Genomic DNA, 18,838 nt, shown 5'->3' on the forward strand with positions numbered 1-18,838 from the left:
GATCCGCTCAGCCGCGGGGCATCTCGTCGCGGATCGACTGCAGGGCGGGAAGGGCCTCGTCGATCATCTGCTCGACGCTCTGGCCGATGTCCAGGACGTAGCCGGTCTCGTCGTCCGTGAGCGCCTCGAGGGTCTCCATCTGCGAGCTCAGCAGCGCCGGGGGCATGAAGTGCCCGCTGCGGCCCTCGATGCGGGCGGTGAGCACCTCCAGCGACCCGTGCAGGTGCAGGAAGATCGTGCTGGGAGCGGTGGCGCGGATGCGATCGCGGTAGACGCGGCGCAGCGCCGAGCACGCCAAGACCACGCCCTCGCCGGACTCCTCGGCCTCCTGCAGGCGGCGACCGACGATGTCGAGCCAGGGCCAGCGGTCCTCGTCGTCCAGGGGCGTGCCCGCAGCCATCTTCTTGACGTTGTCGATCGGGTGCAGGTCATCGGCATCCACGAACGGCACGGACTTGGCATCGGCCACCAGGGCGCCGATCGTCGTCTTCCCGGAGCCGGAGACCCCCATCACGACGACCACAGGGGTGGGCCTGGCAGCTTGCTCGTTGGCGACCATCACAGAAGTTCCTCTCCTCGGTGCTCGGCGGGGGCATCGTCGCCTCCCGCGGCAGACCGCCCGCCAGGCTACGGCCCGGCGGGACGGAGGCGTCGCGGCCGATGCCCTCGGCGGTCTGCTCGATGTACTGGATGGTGCCCTCGGGGTCCACCAGGAATGTGGCGCGGTCGGCCTGGCCGACGCCCTCGCGCATGTTCTGAAAGTTGCGGGTGATGTCTCCGGTGGAATCGCCGAGCATGTAGTAGCGGACCTTGCCGACGTGCTCGGAGGTCTCCTGCCAGGCCTTGTGCACGAAGTGCGAGTCGGTGGACACCGAGTAGACCTCGACGCCCATCTCCTGCAGCTGCTCGTAGTGATCGGCCAGATCGCCCAGCTCGGTGGGGCACACGAAGGTGAAGTCACCGGGGTAGATGAAGAAGATCGCCCACTTGCCCGGGACGTCGTCCTGGCTGACCTCGACGAACTCGCCGTTGTGGAAGGCCTGCGTGGTGAAGGGAAGGATCTGGGTGTTGATCAGGGACATGCATGGTTCTGCTCCTCTTGCGCGTCGCTTATTCTGACTACTTCTCAATAAGGGCACGGACCGCAGGCGGAGTCCATGCGACACGGGGGCTATGTGGCGCACCTCACCCACAGCTCCGGATTCCCTGGCAATCCAGTCAGTCTCCTTACTTATCAGGCTGCGGACGGATAGACAGGAGGCGGGCCGGCGGCCGACAGCCCCGGCCGGCACAGCGACGATGTCAGGAGGATCCGCCATGTCAGATCACCGCCCCGAGCTTCCTCAGGTGCCAGGGGTCCCTGGCTCCGAACCGGCATCCGCGCAGGAGCCCGTCCAGCCGCGCAGCCCGCTGCCTCCCAAGCCCGATCAGTCCGCCCCGCAGACTCGCACGGCCACCGGAGAGCAGACCGGCGCTCCCGAGGGCGCCCGAGCCCAGCAGGGCGAGTTCCTCACCACCGCGCACGGGACCCGCCTGAGCACCTCCGAGGACTCCCTGAGGGCGGGGCGCCGCGGACCCGCGCTCCTGCAGGACCATCACTTTCGCGAGAAGGTCTCGCACTTCGATCACGAGCGCATCCCCGAGCGGGTGGTCCATGCTCGCGGTGCCGGTGCCCACGGCGTCTTCGAGTCCTACGGGACGGCCTCCCGCCTGTCCAGCGCCGGGGTGTTCGCCGAGGGGAAGCAGACTCCCGTCTTCGTGCGGTTCTCCACCGTGCTCGGCTCACGCGGCTCGGGGGATCTGGCCCGTGACACCCGCGGATTCGCCACGAAGTTCTACACCGATGAGGGCACCTGGGACCTGGTGGGAAACAACATCCCGGTGTTCTTCATCCAGGATCCGATCAAGTTCCCCGATGTCATCCACGCGGCCAAGCCCCATCCGGATCGGGAGATCCCGCAGGCGCAGTCCGCCCACGACACCTTCTGGGACTTCGTCTCCCTCCATACGGAGGCGCAGCATCACACGATCTGGAACATGGCCGACCGCGGCATCCCGCGCTCCCTGCGGATGATGGAGGGCTTCGGGGTCCACACGTTCCGCCTCGTGGCCGCCGATGGCTCCACCTCGCTCGTGAAGTTCCACTGGAAGCCCAGGCTGGGCGTGCACTCCGTGCTGTGGGAGGAGGCGCAGCTGATCAACGGGGCCGATCCCGACATGCACCGACGCGACCTGGCCGATGCGATCGAGGCCGGAGCACATCCACAGTGGGAGCTGGGCGTCCAGGTCTTCCCGGACACCGAGGACGAGACCTTCCAGGGGATCGACCTGCTGGACCCCACCAAGCTCGTGCCGGAGGAGCTTGCCCCCGTCGAGGCGGTCGGGCTGATGACGCTCACGGCCAATCCCTCGAACTACTTCGCCGAGACGGAGCAGGTCGCCTTCAACCCAAACAACCTGGTCCCAGGCATCGATGTGACGAACGACCCGCTCCTGCAGGGGCGGCTGTTCTCCTATCTGGACACGCAGATCACACGGCTGGGCGGGCCGAACTGGACCCAGCTGCCGATCAACCGCCCGCATGCCCCGGTCAACGACATGCTGCGCGACGGCATGCACCAGTCCGCCGTGCACTCCGGGGTCGCGCCCTACCGCCCGAATTCGCTGGACGGGGGCAATCCGTTCGAGACGCCCGACTCGCAGCGGCCGTTCATCGACGTGGCGCAGCCGATCGAGGAATCGGTCAAGGAGCGTCGCCGCCCGCAGTCCTTCGAGGATCACTTCAGTCAGGCCCGGATGTTCTGGCTCTCGCTCAGCGAGATCGAGCGCGAGCACACCGCGCAGGGATACATGTTCGAGCTCGGCAAGTGCTGGGATGAGAACGTGCGCATCCGCCAGCTGCAGCATCTGTCGGCGATCGATGCGGAGCTGGGCCGCACGGTGGCTGAGGGCCTCGGCCTGCCCGAGCAGGAACCCACGACGGCGCCCGCCCAGGACGTCCAGCCATCCCCGGCGCTGTCGCAGCTGGGGAGGACCTGGCCGGTCGACGGGCGCCAGATCGGCATCCTGGTCGGGAGCCGCGTGGACGGCGACTCCCTGGCGCAGGTGATCCGCGAGATCGACGGCGCCGGCATGGTGCCGCTGGTGATCGCCCCCACCGGAGGCGCCGCAGCCGGGGATGTGGTCGCCCAGCGCACGCTGCTCACGGCTCGCTCGGTCGAATTCGATGCGGTTCTGGTGGCTTCGGACCCCCTGCCCGGACCCGATGCCGCCCAGGGCCTGGACGCCAAGGCCGCGGTGCCCAGCCCCCAGGAGGTGGATCCGCGTGCGAGTCTGCTCCTGCAGGAGGTCTGGCGCCAGGCCAAGCCCATGGGCGCGTGGGGCACCGGCATCGACACCCTGGGGGCCCTGGGCCTGGCCGACGGCGCCGGCGTGACCGTGGCGCAGACGCCCCAGGGCGTGCTCACCGGCGTGAAGGAGGCACTGACGCGCCATCGCGTATGGGACCGCTTCCCGACCACCGGCAGGCTGGCCTGAGTCCTCCGGACACCGGCACGTGCGAGCCCTGAGTGGCTGCACTCGCATCTCGCACGTGCCCCCGTCGACGGCGGCCCCGGTCCCTCACGGCGATCGGGGCCGCCGGTCCGTCAGGGCCGCAGCGGGTGGGCGTCGATCGCGGCCGAGAGCTCTCCGGGCAGCTCGTCCAGGTAGCGGCTGGTGGTGGACACGGAGCTGTGCCCGAGCAGCCGGGCGACGACCTTGACGTCCCAGCCGTCGGCGAGCATCAGCGTGGCCGCGGTGTGGCGCAGCCCGTGGGGGACCACGCCGCGGGCCAGGCGCGGCTCGGCGGCTCGGGTGCGCTGCACGGCGCGCTCGAGCAGGCGCTCGATATCGCGCACCGCCAGGCGGCGCCCGGTGGCCGAGAGCAGCAGCGGCGCAGGCGCCTCCGGACCCAGGCGGGCTCGATACGACGAGATCAGCTCGTCGATCCAGGCCGCGATCGGGACCACCCGCGTGCTGCGGCCCTTCCCGTAGACCGTCACCCGAGCCGGGCCCGCCGGACCGGCAGGCGAGTGGTGATCCGCATCCAGCCGCACGATCTCCCCGGCGCGCAGCCCGACGACCATCATGAGCCCCAGCGCGATGGCGTCCCGGTCCCAGTGCCGGTTCGACTCCCGAGTGCCTGGACCGTGGCGCAGCAGAGCCTGGGCCTCCTCGATGTCCAGGGAGGTCCGCTCGACGCGCAGGGGATCCTCGCCCTGGGGTATCAGCTCGGAGGCGGCCATGGGGGAGACGGTGGCCCAGGACTGCTCCGTGCAGTACGCGAAGAACCGCGACAGGGAGCGTCGCATCCGCAGGGTCGACCCGGCCGACTTGGCCTCCCGCGCGGTGGCGGCCATCCGGCGGCGGACATCCCCGCTCTGCTCGCCGAGCCCCGGCTTGCGCCGGTGATCCGCGGTGCCGGCGAACAGCAGCAGGGCCTCGTCCACGTCCTGGCCGGTGACGGATTCCGCGGTGTGCTCGCTCGCGCGGGGGAGCAGCTCCAGGAAGCGCTCGAGATCCACGCGATAGTTCTTGGCCGTGGCCGCCGACAGCGACTGCACACGCGCCCGTCGATCCACCGAGGCCAGGAAGCGCGCGACGGCCTCCTGCAGCGGGATCTCGACGGGCGGGGGAGGCAGAGCCATGGCGGCGGAGTCCTTCGGGTCGGCGACGACGGGCGGGTCGCCGAGACCGGGGGAGTCGATCAGCGGATCGATCACTCGATCGGCGACTCGAACATACTATCGAAAAGCGCGACGGAAGAATGGGCCTGCGGGGGAGCGTCGGGCATCTCCCCGGAATCTTCGGGAATCGATACCGGGGGAGTCGGCGGTGCTGGTCTATCGAATGCTGACGAGCACCAGGGATTGCCTCCGCCATCTCGTGTCGTTCTATTTGTCTACTACGACACGGAATCGACGCGGGCGAGATCCTGCGACGGCAGATGCGGCGCCGCATGACTGTCAGGCCAGGAGCGACAAGGATATCCCGACAGACAGAAGAATAGCCAAGACGAGCTCCAGGTGAAATCTTCCAGGAGCCCTCACGGGCCGGACAGTGCGCCGCGGCAGCGGAATATCCGATTTCCCGCGCGCAGAGCGCGCACCATGCGGAGGATATTTCCGAGCGGGTGATGCGAAGCCTTCATGGCCTTTGCGGTGCGGCAGCCCGCACGCAATGCCGTCTGCCGCCTGGGGTGACACAGCTGGCGGCGAGCACTCGTGGCAGGTCGGGAGCATGGAGCCACACAGGCGCAATCGCAGGAGATCGTCGGGGAAAGACTGCAGGGCGGAGCCGAGACCGCCCGGCGGCGTCGAGCACCGCGCGGAGAGATCCGGCGTGAGGCGGCCCGCGGCGAGGTCGTCGCCCCGCGCACAAGCCGTGCACTCCGAGGCACGCCTCGAGTGAATGCCCACCGCCTGCGAGGGAGGGGCCATCCGGTCGGCGTCGAGCCCTCCGCTCAGCCTCACTTTACATAATGTATATTATCGGCGAACGAGGTGCAGGATCGAACGACCCTCTGGATCCCCGGCACCGCACCCGCAGGACGTCTCCGTCTTCGGGCGAACCATGCTCCGGGACGGGAGTTTCTGCGGCGTTCGGACTACGGTGGTCACGGTCCGATCGGCGCTTACGCCTCGGATCCAGCCGCAGATCTTCCGGAGAGGCCGCACACCGACCATGAGCAAGGAAATCGAGTTCCTGAAGGGCGTGGACAAGCTGCACGCCTTCTACACGGAGAACGTCCGCATGCTCGCGCATGCCTACGACCTCGCGGACGAGGAAGCAGCCCAGCTCCTCGGGCGCTACGACTACCGCAACGTCTCCCGCAGCATCCTGCGCCCGCCGCGCGTCGATCCTCTCGGGGAAATGATCGGCGATCAGCCGCAGCAGTCGGACTCCGACGAGGACTCGCAGGGTTCCTGAGCGGCCGGCCTCAGCCGAGAGCTTCGGCCGACGAGGCCCCGGTGCGCGCCTGCACAGAGCGTGCCTGCGCAGACACCGAGTCGCCGAGAACGAACTCCCGCTGGTGATCCGCCGGGACGGATTCTGCCAGCGCTCGCACCTGCGCCCGTCGGCGCGCCGAGCAGCGGGCGTCCGTGCGCAGGTCCACCAGGATCGCCGGGGCGTCGTGCTCGGCTTCCAGTGCCCGACGCCACTGCTGGGCCTCGTCCGCAGCCGTGCCGCGGGTGCGGTGATCCGTCTCCCCCGTGCACAGCAGCACCCGTCGGCCCGCCAGATCCGGCACCGGTTTCATCAGATGCGCCATGAGTGCAGGCATGTTGGACTGCACCGCCGACAGCGTGATCAGACCCGCCGCCATGCCGGTCACGCCGGCACCCACAGCCGAAGCTGCGATCGAGGCGATGGGTCTCATGGTCACTCCTGTGCGGACGTCGAACGGAATCCCCAGATCCTAAGCGGATGAACGCCAGATGAACAGAGGGTGACGCTACTCCCCTGCTGGACGATGCGATCTCGGGGAATCGACGACACACGCATGGACCTGCCTGTTCTCGAATGCGAATTCTGGCAGGATGGAGACCCGGATCACCGACGACGGAAGGCCGCCCGATGCTTGAGATGCTCGCCGACAGCGGATGGATCGTGTGGCTGATCCTCGCGGTCGTGCTGATCGTGATCGAGATCCTGAGCCTCGACCTGACCTTCCTGATGCTGGGAGTCGGCGCCCTGGCCTCCGCCGGTGCCTCTGCCCTGGGCGGAGGCGTGGTCGTCCAGGTGCTCGTCTTCGTCGCCGTGTCCCTGCTGCTGCTCTTCCTCGTGCGCCCGCGCATCCTCGCCCGGCTACACCGAGGCCCGGGCCGCGACGGTCTCTCCAACGCCGACCGTCTGCCCGGCTCCGAGTGCACCGTCCTGGAGCCCGTCACCTCGGCCACCGGCCTGGTCCGTCTCGACGGAGATGTCTGGACCGCCCGGACTTCGGGTCCGGAGATCCCGGTGGGCGAGACCGCCTACGTGCATCGCGTCGACGGCGCGACCGTGAGGGTCGAACGCAGCGCCCCCGCCATCGATCCCGCGGTGCACCGGGCCTGAGCCGCCGCGGCCGGCCCGTCGATCGCCAATGATCCGAACGCCCCCCCCCCCCCCCCCGAACACCGACGTCACGAGGAGAGCCCCATGATCGCCACGATCATCCTGCTGGTCATCCTTGTCGTGGTCGCTGTGGTGATCCTGCTGAAGGCGGTGCGGATCATTCCGCAGGCCCGCGCAGGCATCGTCGAGCGACTGGGCAAGTACCAGTCCACCCTGTCCCCCGGCCTGCACATCCTGGTCCCGTTCATCGACCGGCTGCTGCCCATGATCGATCTGCGCGAGCAGGTCGTGTCCTTCCCGGCGCAGTCGGTGATCACCGAGGACAACCTCGTGGTCGGCATCGACACCGTCGTCTACTTCCAGGTGACGGACCCCCGCTCGGCCACCTACGAGATCACCAACTACATCCATGCGGTCGACGAGCTCACCTCCGCGACGCTGCGCAACGTGGTCGGCGGTCTGAACCTCGAGGAGACGCTGACCTCCCGCGACAAGATCAATGCGGAGCTGCGCGGCGTGCTCGACTCCACGACCGGCCGCTGGGGCCTGCGGGTCTCGCGCGTGGACATCAAGGAGATCACTCCCCCGGCCTCCATCCAGGACTCGATGGAGAAGCAGATGCGCGCCGAGCGCGACCGTCGCGCGGCCATCCTCACGGCCGAGGGCGAGAAGCAGTCCCAGATCCTCACGGCCGAGGGTCAGCGCCAGGCCTCCGTGCTCTCCGCAGAGGGCGATGCCAAGGCCGCGATCCTGCGCGCCGACGGCGAGGCCCAGGCGATCCAGAAGGTCTTCGACTCGATCCACCGCGCCAAGCCCACGCAGAAGCTGCTGGCGTATCAGTACATCCAGACCCTGCCCAAGGTCGCCGAGGGCTCCGCGAACAAGGTGTGGATGATCCCCGCTGAGCTCGGCGATGCCCTGCGCGGCGTGGGCGAGTTCCTGGGCCGTCCCGACGCCGGACCGGACTGGGGCGAGGTCATGGAGGAGGAGGACGAGCAGGAGGCCGAGGCTCGTCGCCGCGCCAAGGAGGACGAGGGCCTGGTCAAGGTCACCGACGAGGACCTCAACCCCTCCAAGCGCTTCACCGACCCCGATGACTACGAGGTCCCCGGCCCCGAGACCATCGACCCGAGCGCCCCGGTCGACCTCAACGCCAAGCTGCCCGGCGAAGACACCCGCGCCGGCGCCCAGCGCCCTCGCCAGGCGGCCGCCCCTCAGGGCCGGGACCAGCCGTTCGATCAGCAGGGCCAGCAGCCCCACCCGCAGGCTCAGCAGGGCTACCAGGGCCAGCAGCGCCCTCAGCAGCACGGCCGCGATCCCTACCGCCCGAGCGGGCACGACGGATACGGTCAGCCCCCGCAGCGCTGACCCCAGCGGCCGCAGACCACGGAAGAGGACGCGCCGAGAGCGCGTGGGAGGCATCAGCACCGCGACGTCTCGGGAATAGACTCGAGCGTCGCGGTGCTGTGTCTTCCAGCAGAGGTCTTCCCACCGACACCCCCACCGACAGGAGAAACATCCGATGAGCGATCGCAGCCTTCGCGGCATGCGCCTCGGTTCGCAGTCCATGGAGTCGGAGGCCGGCGTCGAGCCCGCCTCGCGTCAGCGCGTGGAGTACCGCACCACGTCCGGCGAGTCGGTCTTCGTGACCTTCGCCATGGAGGCGGAGATCCCGCAGGTCTGGTACACCAAGACCGGCCAGGAGGCCATCATCGTCGACGGCGAGAAGCCGGAGAACCCCAACGAGAAGCACCAGCGGACCCACTGGGACATGCTCATGGAGCGGCGCACCACGGAGGAGCTCGAGGAGATCCTCCAGCAGCGCCTCGAGCACTACCGGGAGCTGCACGCTCTCTGAGCCGCAGCCTCTGACAGGTCCGCCGTGGACCGATCAGTGCGCCTATGACGAAGGCCGCCCCCGAATCGGGGGCGGCCTTCGTCATAGGCGCGGGGGCTACTGAGCCTCCCGCGCGGGGGCTTCAGCGTCCGAGCAGGCCCTGGGCCTTGTCCCGCAGCACCTTGGCGCGAGCGGTGACGCCCCACTTGGCCACGTTGACGATGGCCTCGCGAGTGATGTCGGCGCTCATCTTGGAATCGCCCTCGGCGCGCTCCACGAAGGTGATGGGGACCTCGACGACCTGCAGGCCGGCGAGCTCGGTGCGCCAGCCCAGGTCGATCTGGAAGCAGTAGCCGCGCGAGGTCACCGAGGTGAAGTCGATGGCTCGCAGAGTCTCGGCGCGGAAGGCGCGGAAGCCGGCCGTGATGTCCCGGATGTTCGAGCCCAGGAAGAAGCGGGCGTAGATCCCGCCGCCGCGGGAGATGAACTTGCGGATCCACGGCCAGTTCACCGTCGAGCCGCCCGGCACGTAGCGCGAGCCGATCGCCAGGTCGGCGCCGTTCTCGACGGCCTGCAGCAGCTTGGGCAGCTCCTCTGGCTGGTGGGAGCAGTCCGCGTCCATCTCCACGAGGATCTCGTAGCCCTGCTCCAGCCCCCAGCGGAACCCGGCGATGTAGGCCTGGCCCAGGCCGTTCTTCTCGGTGCGGTGCAGGACGTGGATCTGCGCATCGGCCTCGGCCATGCGATCTGCCATCTCGCCCGTTCCGTCGGGGCTGTTGTCGTCCACGACGAGGACATCGCCCTGCGGGACGGCGCGACGCAGTCGGTCCATGACGGTCGGCAGCGACTCGCGCTCGTTGTAGGTGGGGATGATGATGAGGGAACGCACGCTGCGCGCATCCTTTCGCCGAAGTGCACCGAGCAGGACATCGAGGGCCGATCCTGCGGGAGGCCCCCGCACCGACCGGGCATGGTGCGCCTCCTCGAGCCCTGCTGGGTGCAGTGCCGGGCCGGGAGGCGACGAGCCGGTGCAAGACGGTCAGTCTAGTCGCGGACGCGCCAGGACCCTCGAATGCGACGACAGGTCTCGACGCAGCCGTTGATCAGGCCGCTGTGCTCCGACTCTGCCACGACCAGGCGCAGGGCCCCGGCATCGACAGGCCCGGCACAGGATCACCGAGCGTCTTCCCAGGGTAGGTGACGGGTCGTCGGAATGCCTCAGCTCAGCGGGAGGATGCGTCCGTCCACGACGGTCTGCGTGCAGCGCGGGCTCGCCTCGTCCTCGAGCGCCGGCAGCAGCGGGGTGCGGGCCCGGGGGTCGGTGCTCCAGGAGGCGCCGGTGCCCTCGGCTGGCTGGACCATCAGCGCCTCGACCTCCCACACGGCGTAGGTGGCCGGTGTTCCGGAGGCCAGCTGCCCGGCCATTGGATGTCCTCCGCCCAGAGCCCGCCAGGCGCCGCGGGTCGCGGCCACGAAGGCGGCCCTCGCGGAGATGCGCTGCTGCGGATCGGGGTGGTGCAGCAGGGCTCGCACGGCCTCCCAGCCGTCGAGCAGAGCGGCGCCCGTGCCCCAGACCACCGGGATGCCCTGCCGGTAGAGCTCGGCCACCGGCGCCTCGACCGAGGGATCCAGGCACAGCGTGACGGAAGCGGCGGCGAGGCGCTCGAGGTCGCGCTGGGTCAGCTCCACCGCACCCACGAGGTCCACGCGCACGCCCATGGCGTGGGCGGTGCGCTCCCCCGCGCTGCTCGCCACGAGCTCGAGGCCCTCCAGCGCGATCGCCAACTCGTCGGCGCGGCTGACGGCCAGCGCCGGGGCCAGAGACTCCTGCGACACGGCCGTGCAGAACGACGCCACGGCCTGGGCGTCAGCGTCCGCCACCGGCAGCCGGAGGCCGACCAGCGCAGCGCTGAAGCGCTCACGGACCTGCTCGACGACCGAGGCGACGTCATCCTGCGGATCGAGGCTCGGCCACAGCAGGACGCGCGCGGCACGGCCCTGCTGCGCCGCCTCGACCCAGTTCTGCAGCGCCTCGGCATCCTGCAGACCGCCGGTGTGCACCACGGCTCCGAGCCCGAGCGCCGCCGCTGCGCTCGGGTGCGCGCTGCGGCTCAGATCCGCGGAGCTGTCGACGAAGGCCGGGGTGATCAGCCGGCCGTCCAGCTCGACGACCTGCATCCGCTCGTCCTGCAGCGAGTCAGCGGCCTGCTCCGATCCGACCCAGACCACCTGATCCCCCTCGGCGATCAGCGCCGAGGCTCCCGGATCCACCGTCGTGTAGACGGAGCCTCGGCGGTAGAGGACAGGACCCTCGAGGGGGCTTCGCTCGGTGGACTGCTGGGACATGGTGCTCCTTCGGGAGGTCCGGGAAGTCGAAAGGGGACTCGGCACGCCCGGCGGACGGCTCAGTGCTCCGTGCCGGTCACTGCTGCGAGCCGGTCAGCGCTCCTGCAGATCGGTGCGGGGGCCGGTCGGTGCTCGGGGCGGCTCAGGGCTCAGGGTCCTCGAGGACGGATTGGACGACCACGCCGCGTCTGATCAGGTCGACGGCGCGCTGGCAGCCGGTGCGTGTCTGGGCGTCGAGGCCGCGGATCGAGGCCACCTGATCGAGAAGGTCGATCACCTGCTTGGTCCAGCGCACGAAGTCGCCGGCCGCCAGCTCGGTGTCCTCGAGCGTGGCGCGCAGGGAGCCGCCGCGGGCCCAGCGGTGCATGGGTCCGACCATGCCGAGCTCGGGCTCGGCCGTCTGATCGACGCGGTGCTGCTCCTCCAGATCGGTCAGCCGGGTCCAGTGCGTCACGGCGGTGGCGACGGCCTGCTCGATCTTGGCGGAGGGCAGTCGCGGCCGCGCACCGGCGTCCTGGCGCTTGGCCTGATACGTGAAGACCGTGGCCACAGCGGCGATGGACGCCGGGTCCAGCCCGTCCAGGATGCCGTCGCGCAGCCCCATGGCCAGCAGGAGATCGCGATCGCCGTAGATCCGCCGCAGGCTCTGCCCGGCCGGGGTCAGCCGCAGCTCGTCGTCGCGGCGCTCGAGGTAGTCGAGCTCGTGCAGCACCGAGGTGATGCGGTCGAAGCGGGCGGCCACCGCGTTCGTGCGTCCGTCGAGCTGGCGCATGAGGCGGTCGGTCTCGCGGCGCAGCCGCTCCCAGCGCTCGGCCCAGCGGGCGTGCTGCTCGCGGTCGCTGCAGCCGTGGCAGGGGTGCTCGCGCAGGCGCCGGCGCAGCTCCGTGATGCGCGCCTCCGAGCCCGAGCCGCCGCGGGCGAAGCGCGGCTGATCACTGCGGCCTCCCGTCCGCGGAGGCACGCCCTCCTGCAGCGCGGAGCGCATGGCTCCGGAGATGACCTTGCGCTCCTTCAGCGAGGAGACCGCGATCCGCTTGGGCAGACGGATGCGCGAGATCGGCTCGAGCGGACCCTCGAGATCCTGAGCGCCCAGGCGTCGCAGGTGGGCGTCGTGGGTGACGATCGACGGCCGCGGCTGCGGCGAGTGCGGATCCGGGGAGACCACCACGGCGAAGCCCCGGTTGCGGCCAGTGGGGATGTCCACCACATCGCCGGGCAGCAGGTCCTGCAGCGATGCCGCGGCCTCCGTGCGCCGGGCGTGCGAGCGGGCCTTCTCGGCCGACTTCTCGGTGTCCTTGAGCTCCCGGCGCAGCGCCGCGTACTCCGTGAAGTCGCCCAGGTGGCAGGTCATGGACTCCTCGTAGCCGGCCAGCGCCTCCTGATTGCGGCGCACTTCCCGGGCGATGCCCACGACCGAGCGATCGGCCTGGAACTGGGCGAACGACGACTCCAGGATCCCGCGGGTGCGCTGGGCGCCGAACTGTGCGATCAGGTTGACCGACATGTTGTAGGTCGGCCGGAAGCTCGAGTTCAACGGGTACGTGCGCTTGGAGGCCAGCCCGGCCACGGCCTGGGGGTCCGTGCCGGGCCGCCACAGCACGACCGCGTGGCCCTCCACGTCGATCCCTCGGCGCCCCGCGCGTCCGGTGAGCTGGGTGTACTCCCCCGGCGTGATGTCCACGCGGGCCTCGCCGTTGAACTTGTCCAGGCGCTCGAGCACCACGGAGCGCGCCGGCATGTTGATGCCCAGCGCCAGGGTCTCGGTGGCGAACACGGCTTTGATCAGCCCCTGGGTGAACAGCTCCTCCACGACCTCCTTGAACAGCGGCAGCAGCCCCGCGTGGTGGGCCGCCACGCCGTGCAGCAGGCCGTCCCGCCACTGTCGGAAGCCGAGGACGTCCAGATCGGCGTCGTTGAGCGCGGCGGCCGTCTCCGCGGTCACAGCGCGGATGGTGCGCCGCTCGGCCTCGGTAGTCAGCTGCAGGTCGGCGGCCAGGCACTGGGTCACGGCGTCGTCGCAGCCGGCTCGGGAGAAGATGAACGTGATCGCCGGCAGCAGGCCCTCGCTCTGCAGCTGTCGGAGAAGGTGGGGGCGGCTGATGCGCGGGATGGAGCCGCCGCGGTCGTCGCGCCCGGAGCCGCGTCCGCGGTCGTCTCGTCCGTGCCCGCCGCGCCCTCGGCCGTTCTTCTGGCGCATGCGCTCTCGGGACCGCCCGCCCGGACCACGCCGTCCGGAGGCCTGGGAGCGGGCCAGATGCAGCAGCTCGGGGTTCACCGCCGGCGGCTCGATCCGGGCCTCGAGCCCGGCCTCTCGCGCTCGCTCGAGCCGTTCGGCCTTCTCGGCGGCCTGCTCGACCGTGTCCGTGACGAACAGGTCCATCAGCTCGGTGCCGACCTGCATGTGCTGCCACAGGGGCACCGGACGGTGCTCGGAGACCACCACGTCCGTCTCCCCGCGCACGGTGCCCAGCCAATCGCCGAACTCCTCCGCGTTGGAGACCGTGGCGGACAGGCAGGCCATCTGCACGTGCGGCGGCAGGTGGATGATGACCTCCTCCCACACGGCGCCGCGGAAGCGATCGGCCAGGTAGTGGACCTCGTCCATGACCACGAAGCCGAGGTTGCTCAGGGTGGGCGAGTCCGCGTAGAGCATGTTGCGCAGGACCTCGGTGGTCATCACCACCACGTCCGCCTCGGAGTTGATCGAGGTGTCGCCGGTGAGCAGCCCCACGCGCTCGGCACCGAAGCGGCGGACGAAGTCCGAGTGCTTCTGGTTGCTCAGCGCCTTGATGGGCGTGGTGTAGAACGCCTTCTGCCCGCGATGCAGCGCCAGGTCGACGGCGAACTCCCCCACGACGGTCTTGCCGGCGCCGGTGGGTGCTGCGACCAGGACGCCGCGGCCCTCCTCGAGCGCACGGCAGCCCTCGATCTGGAAGTCGTCGAGCTCGAAGTCCAGGCTGGCCGCGAAGCGGCTGCGGTAGGTCCTGGCCTCGGAGGTGCGGGCCTTGGCTGCCATGTATCGCTCGGCTGGACTGGACATGCCCCCACCCTACGACCCGACGACGACAGCCCCGCGCCCGCCGGTGCGGGTGCGGGGCTGTCGGGTGCTGCGGCCGCCGGCAGGCACGCGGCGCTGAGGCAGACCGATCGGATCGGGTCAGGTCTTCTCGTCGGTGCGCCCCATGGCGCTGAGGTCCTCAGCAGAGGTCGCGCTGTCTGCGCCGAGACCCGTCTCGGCCTCCCGGGCCGCCGCCCGCTTGGCCTTGCGGCGGTCGAGCAGCAGGCACAGCGCCACCGCCAGGAAGAACAGCAGCAGCAGCGGCACGGCCAGGTAGAACATGGTCATCATGTCCGGCCCCGGCGCCGCCATGGCCGAGATGATCAGCACGATGATCACGACCCAGCGCCATGAGCGCAGGATGGTCCGGCCCTTGAGCAGACCGAGCATGTTCAGGCCCACGAGCAGCACCGGCAGCACGAACGAGATGCCGAAGGTCAGGATCAGCTGCATGAAGAACGTGACGTAGACGTCGGCGCCGATCAGGTTGGTGCCGCCGGTGGGCGTGAACGATGTCAGCGCGATGACTGCGGTGGGCAGCACGAGCACAGCCACGGCGCAGCCTGTCAGGAACAGCGGGACCGCCGCGAGCAGGAAGCCGTAGGCGTAGCGCTTCTCCTTCTTCTGCAGCGCAGGCATGATGAACGCCCAGATCTGGTAGAGCCAGACGGGGCTGGAGATGATGACGCCCAGGGTCAGCGCGACCTGGACCATCTGGTTGAACGGACCGCCGACCGAGTTGTAGTTGACGGCCGCTTCCTGTCCCTGGGCCTCCGCGACCGCCGTGAGCGGCTCGGTGATGTAGGACATGAACGGGTTGTAGACCACGAAGCCCAGGATCATGCCGACCACCAGTCCGATGGCCGCCTTGATCAGGCGGTTGCGCAGCTCGCGCAGGTGCTCGGTGAGCGCCATCTGCGCCTGGGGGTTGCGGCGGCGGCTGCGCACGCGGCGCTGCTCGCGCCGATCCGCTGCTGAGGGCCTCCCGGCGGGCTTCTCCGGCTGCATCTCGGTCATCGTCGATCTCCCTGGGGGCCGCGGCGACGGACTCGCCGCGGCAGGCGAACCGGGCCGGAGTCCGCAGGGACTTCGGCCCGGAGGTCAGCTGACGGGGCGGTGAGCCCCGGGGTCATCGGACGGTGCCGTCCGAGTTCGAGGCGCTGTCCGCCGCCGTGGAGCCGTTCGTTCCCGTGCTGGTACTGGTCCCGGACTCGCGCACGGTCTCGCCGTCGACGATCGTGGACTCGTTCTCCCCCTTGGAGTCCTTGCCGTCGTCCTTCATCTCCTTGACCTCGGACTTGAAGATGCGCATGGACTGGCCGAGGCTGCGGGCCATTCCGGGCAGCTTGGGAGCCCCGAAGAGCAGGACGATGACCAGCAGGATCAGGACGATGAACATCGGATTGTCGAAGAGCTTACCCATTCGGGAGTTCCTTTCCTCGTGCCGCGTGCAGGTCCTGGACCCTCTGCGGCTGAGCTCTCAGCGCCCGCCGCGCGATGCGGCGCTCGACGCGCTCGGAGCGTCGTCTGTGACTGTCTTCACGATACTTCAGCCTGGCCTCGCGCACCGGCGTGAACACGTCCGACGCGCCCCGCACCGCCAGGCTCCGGGTCCACCCGGCGGACCCAGAGGGATGCTGCGACCCCACCCGCTCGATCACGGCCCCCAGCCTGTCGAGCTCGCCCAGTGCGGCCAGAAGCCGCCGCCAGGCGAACCACAGCAGTGCCGCCAGGAACACTGCCGCGACGAGCACGAGCCCGGTCCACAGCAGGAGCCACATCCACCAGGACATGACGCTCACCCTAGTTCCGATTCCTGATCATCGACCGCCTCCAGATAGGGGGCCATGGCGGTGTTCACCCACTGTTCCCCGGCCTGGACGACCGGCGGCGGGGCCAGCGCGCCGAGCTGCCCGCCGTAGCGGGTGACCAGCGAGAAGGCCTGCTCCGCCGTGGTGAAGGAGATCTGCGCGGCCTCGAACTCGACCGGCGGGCGCCCGCCTCGCCCTCGAGCGGCGGGGGCCTCCTCGACGGCAGCCTCCTCCGCGGCCACCCCCTCCAGCGGCGGCAGCTCGACGACCGCGGTGCGCGTGGCCCGGTACTGATCGGCGATCCAACGGCTGCGGCGGTCGGTGACCAGGGCGATCTCCGTCTCGGCGGACAGCGCTGGGTCCCGGGGGCGCAACTGCGGACGCGAGGCGGGGTCCTCGTGGACCTCGGCATCGCCGACCACCAGGGCCGAGCGCACGCGGTCCAGGCGGAACTCGCGCAGCGCCTGCGCCTTGGTGCACCACGCGATCACGTACCAGTAGGTGTTGGACGAGGTCAGGTGCAGGGGGTCGATCTCCCGCTCCGTGACTTCGTCGCGCGAGGCCACGATGTACTGGATCCGCACACGGCGTCGGTCGTCGATCGCCCCGCGGACCAGATCCACGAGCGAGTCGATCGGGTCCTGGGCGGCCGACCACGCAGTGATCTCCGGCAGCGGCTCGGGCTCGTCGTGGCCGGCCGCCTCCAGGGAGGCCGCGGCCAGGGCGGTGTCAGCACGTGCTCCGACGGCGTCCACGACCGTGGCCGGCTCCCCCGCCGCCTCCGCGACCTTGCGCAGCGCAGAGTCGATGGCCGGGGTCTGCTCGCCGGGCAGGGAGCGCAGCGTCTGCAGCCCGATCATCAGCGCGGCGGCCTCGGGCTGGGTCAGGCGCACCGGGTCCGAGATCTCCTCGGCGTTCGAGACGTTGACCGGCCCGCCGTCCCAGGAGGCCTCGATGAGCTGATCCGGGGTGTGCCCGGGACGTCCGCACACGAAGAGCAGGCCAAGGTCCTCGACCACCTGGTCGACGTCGACCTCGACGTGCTCGGCGACCTCGCTGATGTCCACGCCCTGGTGCCCGTAGACGTAGCGCACGATCTCGAGCAGCCGCGCCAGGTGCTCCGACGACGACGTGGAGGTGCGCCGGGAGCGCCGCGAGGGGCGGTTCCAGTCGACCTCGGCTCCTCGCAGGCGCTGCTGGAACTGAGCCGCCCCGCGCAGGCGGCGCAGCACGCTGGCGCGCACGCGGGTCTGCAGCCGCGGCTCGGGCTGGCCCGGCTGCAGCAGGGCCTCCAGCGGATCTGCGGCGCCGAGCTCGGCGTCCAGCGGGTCGGCCTCCGGCAGGTCCGCGAGCTCCGGCGACGGCATGAAGGCGTCCGGGCCCACGGCGGCGACCTCGTCGGCCACGCGCTCCGGCTCGGTGACGGGCACCAGCAGGCGGTCTCGGCCATCGGTCCCGGCGCCCAGCGACTCGGCAGAGGCCATGCGTCGCAGCATCTGGCCTCGGCCCGGGGCCACGTCGACGGCGACCGATCCCAGTGCCGGTGAGGCCTCGAGCGCATCCAGGCGGTCGTTCATGGAGAACCCGGCCGGGGGCTCGAAGGTCTGGGCGGTGGCTCGGACCTCGGAGACGATGCGCGAGAGCCTGAACGTGCGCTCGGCCTGGCGGTCCAGGTCCCAGCCCGTCACGTACCACGAGCCGAACCGGGAGCCGACGCCCCACGGCTCGAGCCGACGATGCGTCTGCTCATCGGTCGAGGCCGCCAGATAGTCGAAGCGCACCTGGCGGTGACGCAGCACGGCCTCCATGAGCGGAGCGAAGGCCGGTTCCTGGACCGTGACGGTGGGCTGGATCATGGGCGAGGGCTCGTCCTGGACGGCCGAGGCCTCCAGCACGGGCTCGAGCTTGCGCAGGGCGCGCCTGGCCACGGTGCCCAGCGACGCCTCGGTCCAGGCGTTGGCGGCCAGGCCGAGCACAGCCGTCTCCTCTGCGGTGAATCGCAGCGGAGGCAGCGTGAAGGAGCCGCGCGGGATCCGGTAGCGGAAGGTGGCATCGTCCTCGAAGAGCAGCGACTCCGGGACCTCCTCGATCGGGAAGCCCAGGGCGCGCAGCTCCTGCTTGTCGCGCTCGAACATCCGCTCGAAGCCGCTGTCGGTCGTGGCCTCCTGGTAGTCGGGCACGACCCCGCGCAGCTCCGCGCGGGTGTAGCCCCGCTCGCGGTACAGCAGCGCGAGCATCAGATTCAGCCGACGCTCCGTAGCGCGTCGGCGCTGGTCGGCAGGCACTGCTGCGTCAGCGCACGTCGACGAGGTCGACGACGAAGATCAGGGCCTCGTTCGGGCCGATGGCGCCGCCTGCGCCGCGCTCCCCGTAGGCCATGGACGACGGGATCTCGAGACGACGGCGTCCGCCCACGCGCATGCCCAGCAGACCCTGGTCCCATCCCTCGATGACCTGGCCGATGCCGACCGTGAAGTCCAGCGGCTGGCCGCGGTTCCACGAGGCGTCGAACTCCTCGCCGGTCGAGTGGGCCACGCCGACGTAGTGGCAGGAGACCTGCTTGCCGGGCTCCGCCACAGCGCCCTTGCCCTCGACCAGGTCGATCGACACGAGCTCGGTGGGGGCATCGCCCTCGGGGAAGTCCACCTCGGGCTTGGAGCGGTCGAGATTTCGCTGTCCGAAGGACAC

At 70.3% G+C, this 18,838-nt stretch carries 17 protein-coding genes; 5 read left to right on the forward strand and 12 right to left on the reverse strand.

From position 1 onward, the window contains the following. Positions 1–7: 7 nt before the first annotated feature. A complete protein-coding gene (locus JOE55_RS01280; protein ID WP_239546364.1) occupies positions 8–511 on the reverse strand; it encodes a gluconokinase in 504 nt (167 codons plus the stop codon). Next, positions 429–1,082 carry a redoxin domain-containing protein gene (locus JOE55_RS01285; protein ID WP_343884007.1) on the reverse strand — a complete coding sequence of 218 codons (654 nt, stop codon included), beginning with the start codon at positions 1,080–1,082 and terminating at the stop codon, positions 429–431. Before JOE55_RS01285 ends, JOE55_RS01280 begins: the two co-directional genes overlap by 83 nt. Before the next feature lie 235 nt (positions 1,083–1,317). Between JOE55_RS01285 and JOE55_RS01290 the strand changes: the two genes are divergently transcribed. Further along, positions 1,318–3,537 carry a catalase gene (locus tag JOE55_RS01290; protein ID WP_204781767.1) on the forward strand — a complete coding sequence of 740 codons (2,220 nt, stop codon included), beginning with the start codon at positions 1,318–1,320 and terminating at the stop codon, positions 3,535–3,537. Positions 3,538–3,647: 110 nt separating this feature from the next. Here JOE55_RS01290 and JOE55_RS01295 read toward each other — a convergent pair whose 3' ends face one another. Beyond that, positions 3,648–4,763, reverse strand: coding sequence for a tyrosine-type recombinase/integrase (locus JOE55_RS01295; RefSeq protein ID WP_006215702.1), 1,116 nt, complete (start codon positions 4,761–4,763; stop codon positions 3,648–3,650). A 961-nt stretch (positions 4,764–5,724) separates the two neighbouring features. Between JOE55_RS01295 and JOE55_RS01300 the strand changes: the two genes are divergently transcribed. Next, positions 5,725–5,970, forward strand: coding sequence for a hypothetical protein (locus tag JOE55_RS01300; RefSeq protein WP_204781768.1), 246 nt, complete (start codon positions 5,725–5,727; stop codon positions 5,968–5,970). Between the two features lie 10 nt (positions 5,971–5,980). On the opposite strand, the gene JOE55_RS01305 is transcribed toward JOE55_RS01300, so the two are convergent. Further along, positions 5,981–6,421: a hypothetical protein gene (locus JOE55_RS01305; RefSeq protein WP_204781769.1), complete on the reverse strand. Its 441-nt coding sequence runs from the start codon at positions 6,419–6,421 to the stop codon at positions 5,981–5,983. A gap of 197 nt (positions 6,422–6,618) precedes the next feature. Here JOE55_RS01305 and JOE55_RS01310 point away from each other — a divergent pair, with 197 nt between their 5' ends. The 3 genes from JOE55_RS01310 (at position 6,619) to JOE55_RS01320 (ending at position 8,956) form a co-directional block, all read left to right on the forward strand. Continuing rightward, positions 6,619–7,098: an NfeD family protein gene (locus tag JOE55_RS01310; protein ID WP_204781770.1), complete on the forward strand. Its 480-nt coding sequence runs from the start codon at positions 6,619–6,621 to the stop codon at positions 7,096–7,098. An 84-nt stretch (positions 7,099–7,182) separates the two neighbouring features. Further along, on the forward strand, positions 7,183–8,466 hold the full coding sequence (locus JOE55_RS01315; RefSeq protein ID WP_204781771.1) for an SPFH domain-containing protein: 1,284 nt from the start codon (positions 7,183–7,185) through the stop codon (positions 8,464–8,466). A 154-nt stretch (positions 8,467–8,620) separates the two neighbouring features. Continuing rightward, positions 8,621–8,956, forward strand: a complete 336-nt coding sequence (locus tag JOE55_RS01320) for an RNA polymerase-binding protein RbpA (protein WP_204781772.1) — start codon at positions 8,621–8,623, stop codon at positions 8,954–8,956. Positions 8,957–9,077: 121 nt separating this feature from the next. Here JOE55_RS01320 and JOE55_RS01325 read toward each other — a convergent pair whose 3' ends face one another. The 8 genes from JOE55_RS01325 to JOE55_RS01360 form a co-directional block, all read right to left on the reverse strand. Further along, a complete protein-coding gene (locus tag JOE55_RS01325) occupies positions 9,078–9,824 on the reverse strand; it encodes a polyprenol monophosphomannose synthase (protein ID WP_006215708.1) in 747 nt (248 codons plus the stop codon). A gap of 329 nt (positions 9,825–10,153) precedes the next feature. Then, positions 10,154–11,281 (reverse strand): amidohydrolase family protein, encoded by a 1,128-nt coding sequence (locus JOE55_RS01330; RefSeq protein ID WP_204781773.1) that lies wholly within the window; start codon positions 11,279–11,281, stop codon positions 10,154–10,156. Positions 11,282–11,423: 142 nt separating this feature from the next. Continuing rightward, positions 11,424–14,321, reverse strand: a complete 2,898-nt coding sequence (locus JOE55_RS01335; RefSeq protein ID WP_204781774.1) for a DEAD/DEAH box helicase — start codon at positions 14,319–14,321, stop codon at positions 11,424–11,426. A gap of 117 nt (positions 14,322–14,438) precedes the next feature. Beyond that, entirely contained in the window at positions 14,439–15,356 is a 918-nt protein-coding gene (gene tatC, locus JOE55_RS01340) for a twin-arginine translocase subunit TatC (RefSeq protein ID WP_082676863.1), read from the reverse strand. Between the two features lie 112 nt (positions 15,357–15,468). Further along, the gene (gene tatA / locus JOE55_RS01345; protein WP_006215712.1) at positions 15,469–15,762 is read right to left on the reverse strand and encodes a Sec-independent protein translocase subunit TatA; all 294 of its coding nucleotides are present in this window, start codon (positions 15,760–15,762) and stop codon (positions 15,469–15,471) included. After that, positions 15,755–16,141 (reverse strand): hypothetical protein, encoded by a 387-nt coding sequence (locus JOE55_RS01350; protein WP_204781775.1) that lies wholly within the window; start codon positions 16,139–16,141, stop codon positions 15,755–15,757. Before JOE55_RS01350 ends, tatA begins: the two co-directional genes overlap by 8 nt. Continuing rightward, positions 16,138–18,387 carry a WYL domain-containing transcriptional regulator gene (locus JOE55_RS01355; protein ID WP_024290409.1) on the reverse strand — a complete coding sequence of 750 codons (2,250 nt, stop codon included), beginning with the start codon at positions 18,385–18,387 and terminating at the stop codon, positions 16,138–16,140. Before JOE55_RS01355 ends, JOE55_RS01350 begins: the two co-directional genes overlap by 4 nt. 55 nt (positions 18,388–18,442) lie before the next feature. Next, positions 18,443–18,838 carry an FKBP-type peptidyl-prolyl cis-trans isomerase gene (locus tag JOE55_RS01360; RefSeq protein WP_006215715.1) on the reverse strand — a complete coding sequence of 132 codons (396 nt, stop codon included), beginning with the start codon at positions 18,836–18,838 and terminating at the stop codon, positions 18,443–18,445.

This window comes from Kocuria palustris, from assembly GCF_016907795.1.
GTDB classification, from domain to species: Bacteria; Actinomycetota; Actinomycetes; order Actinomycetales; family Micrococcaceae; genus Kocuria; species Kocuria palustris.